Here is a 2,402-nt window from a genome sequence, read left to right as displayed (position 1 = left end):
CGGATGGTCAAGGAGATCCTGATCGGGTTGCCGGGCGGCGAGTGGGGCTTCCTGATATTTGTCATGTTGCTGGTCTTCATCCTGGGCTTCTTCCTGGACTTCTTCGAGATTGCTTTCATTATCATTCCGCTGGTGTTGCCGGCCGCCGAGGCGATCTGGGAGGCCCAGGCCCAGGCCCTGATTGCTGCGGGCGACATCTATCTGGATCCCATGCGGTATGTGGCCGATAAACTTTTGTGGTTTGGCGTGGTTCTGGCGGTCAATTTCCAGACCAGCTTCCTTACCCCGCCGTTTGGTTTTGCCCTGTTCTATTTGCGCGGGGTAGCCCCACCCGAGGTAAAAACCCTGGAGATTTACCGTGGGATCATACCGTTTGTGGTGGTACAACTGGTTGCCCTGGGCCTCATACTGGCTTTTCCCGCACTGGTTACCTGGCTGCCCTCGCTGCGTGGGGTGCCGGGGGGTTAGGTGAGGCGCCTGGCAAGCTGCGGCACTCGTTTGGCTCCGTCACAAGATCCCCCCAGCCCCCCTTCTTACGGGGGGCTTTTTTGGGCCGGGATGCTATTGAAGGTGACTCAGGGAATCAAAAGAACTTTGCCGGTGGTAGCCCGTCCCTGCAAGGCGAGATGGGCCTGGGCGGCCTGGCTTAAAGGGAACTCTGCGCCGACTCGAATCTGGAGCTTTCCTTCCAGGGCCCAGCGCAGGACATCCCCAGCCCGCCATTCCAGCTCCTGGCGGGTCTGGGTGTAGTGCCAGAGGGAGGGTCGGGTCAGGAACAGACCGCCCTTCTGGTTGAGGACTTGCGGGTTGAAGGGTGCCACGGGCCCACTGCTCTGCCCGTACAGGGCCAGCATCCCGCGAACCCGCAGGCTGTTCAGGCTGCCCTCCCAGGTGGACTGGCCCACGCCGTCGTAGACCACATCCACGCCCTTACCGCCAGTAATCTCGCGGGCCTTCTGATCAAAACCCTCGTAAGGCAGCGCATGGTCGGCCCCGGCTTCCTTTGCCAGGGCTCGCTTCTCTTCCGAGGAAGCGGTGGTGATGACCGTGGCCCCAATCATTCTGGCCATCTGGATCAGGAGCAGCCCCACGCCGCCCGCCCCTGCGTGGACAATGCAGGTCTCGCCGGCTCTGAGGGGATAGGTGCTGTGGGCCAGGTAGTGGGCGGTCATGCCCTGGAGCATCCCGGCCACGGCAATTTTGGGCTCGAGGCCCGCCGGCACTTTCACCAGCTTATCGGCGGACACCAGAGCGTACTCGGCGTAGCTTCCCTGGACATTGGAGTACACCACCGGGTCTCCGGCCTTTACGCTAACCACCCCCGGCCCAACCGCTTCCACTACGCCAGCGCCTTCCTCGCCCAGCGTGAAGGGGGTCTGGACTGGGTACAAACCTGCGCGCTTGTAGGTGTCAATAAAGTTGACCCCACAGGCCACTAGCCGGATCAGGGCCTGCCCCTCGCCAGGGGTGGGGGTGGGGATGTCTTCTAAAAGCATGGCCTCTGGGCCGCCGGGCTGGTGAACGCGAATGGCTTTCATGGACATAGCTTATAGCGGACAGCCGGTAGCCGAAAGCGGAAGGCCGAAAGCCCAACGCCGATGGTCATCGTTCATACTCTATCGTCCAATACTGCTTGCGAGACGCCACGCTTCCCTCACCCCAGCCGCTCTCCCAAAGAGAGAGGGGTTTGCTCTGGCTCTTCACCATTTCGGTTTTTGTGCCCCAAACCTTAGACCTGTTGGCTCAACCATCCTGCTGCATGGCGATGGGGCGCAGCGGTCGAGGCCAGGCAACCCTCAGCGCAGTTTGAACGGCAGCCGACCTTTGGCCTGTACCCCGCCCAGCACCTTGACCAGGGCATTCAGGGTAGGGGTACGAAAGCCATAGGTCACGAAAGCTGGTTTGCGCAGGCTCAGGATGTGGTAGGGGTTCCACAACGCAATGTGGGTAGCCCGCTTGCCCAGCGTGAAGGCCTGTTTGAGTAGCCGGGTTTCCTGGGGGCTCAGGCTGCCCCGACCAACCGAGACGACCAGCAAGAAGTCGGCTTTGGCAGCAGCCTTTTCCAGCTCGCTGGTAGATGCTTCTGCTTTCTGGGGGTCGTAGACCAACTGGCTGACCCTGGCAAAACGGGTCTGGAGCAGGCGGGTGAAGTCTTTGACGGCGAGGGTCTCGCCGTAGGGGCCGGCCTCGAAGGTACTGCCTGCCGAGACCACCAGAATTCGATCCGAACGCCGGGGTCGCAGCGGCTTTCGATAAGGGGTGATGCTTCGCAGGGCCACTTGTTCCATAAGGGTTTGGTCGCGTTTTTGCTGCACTGGGGAGTAGGGCTGCACCAGACCGGGAAAGCGTCCGGCTGCCTCCAGCAAGCGCTGTTGACTCAGACTGGCCTGCGCTGCGGAGAG

General features: G+C 61.7%; 2 protein-coding genes and 1 pseudogene. 1 reads left to right on the top strand and 2 read right to left on the bottom strand.

What is annotated here, in order from left to right; genetic code table 11:
- Window positions 1–468, top strand: a 468-nt coding sequence (locus Q0288_RS03780) for a TRAP transporter large permease subunit (RefSeq protein ID WP_299427423.1), incomplete at its 5' end; no start/stop codon positions are given.
- A gap of 107 nt (window positions 469–575) precedes the next feature.
- Here Q0288_RS03780 and Q0288_RS03775 read toward each other — a convergent pair.
- Window positions 576–1,538: a quinone oxidoreductase gene (locus Q0288_RS03775; protein WP_299427420.1), complete on the bottom strand. Its 963-nt coding sequence runs from the start codon at window positions 1,536–1,538 to the stop codon at window positions 576–578.
- A gap of 258 nt (window positions 1,539–1,796) precedes the next feature.
- Window positions 1,797–2,402, bottom strand: a pseudogene (locus tag Q0288_RS03770) (glycoside hydrolase); the annotation flags it as partial.

This window comes from uncultured Meiothermus sp. (genome assembly GCF_937863175.1).
Taxonomy (GTDB): domain Bacteria; phylum Deinococcota; class Deinococci; order Deinococcales; family Thermaceae; genus Meiothermus.
The sequence above is the reverse complement of the archived record's forward strand: the minus strand, read 5'-3'. Positions and strand labels throughout refer to the sequence as shown.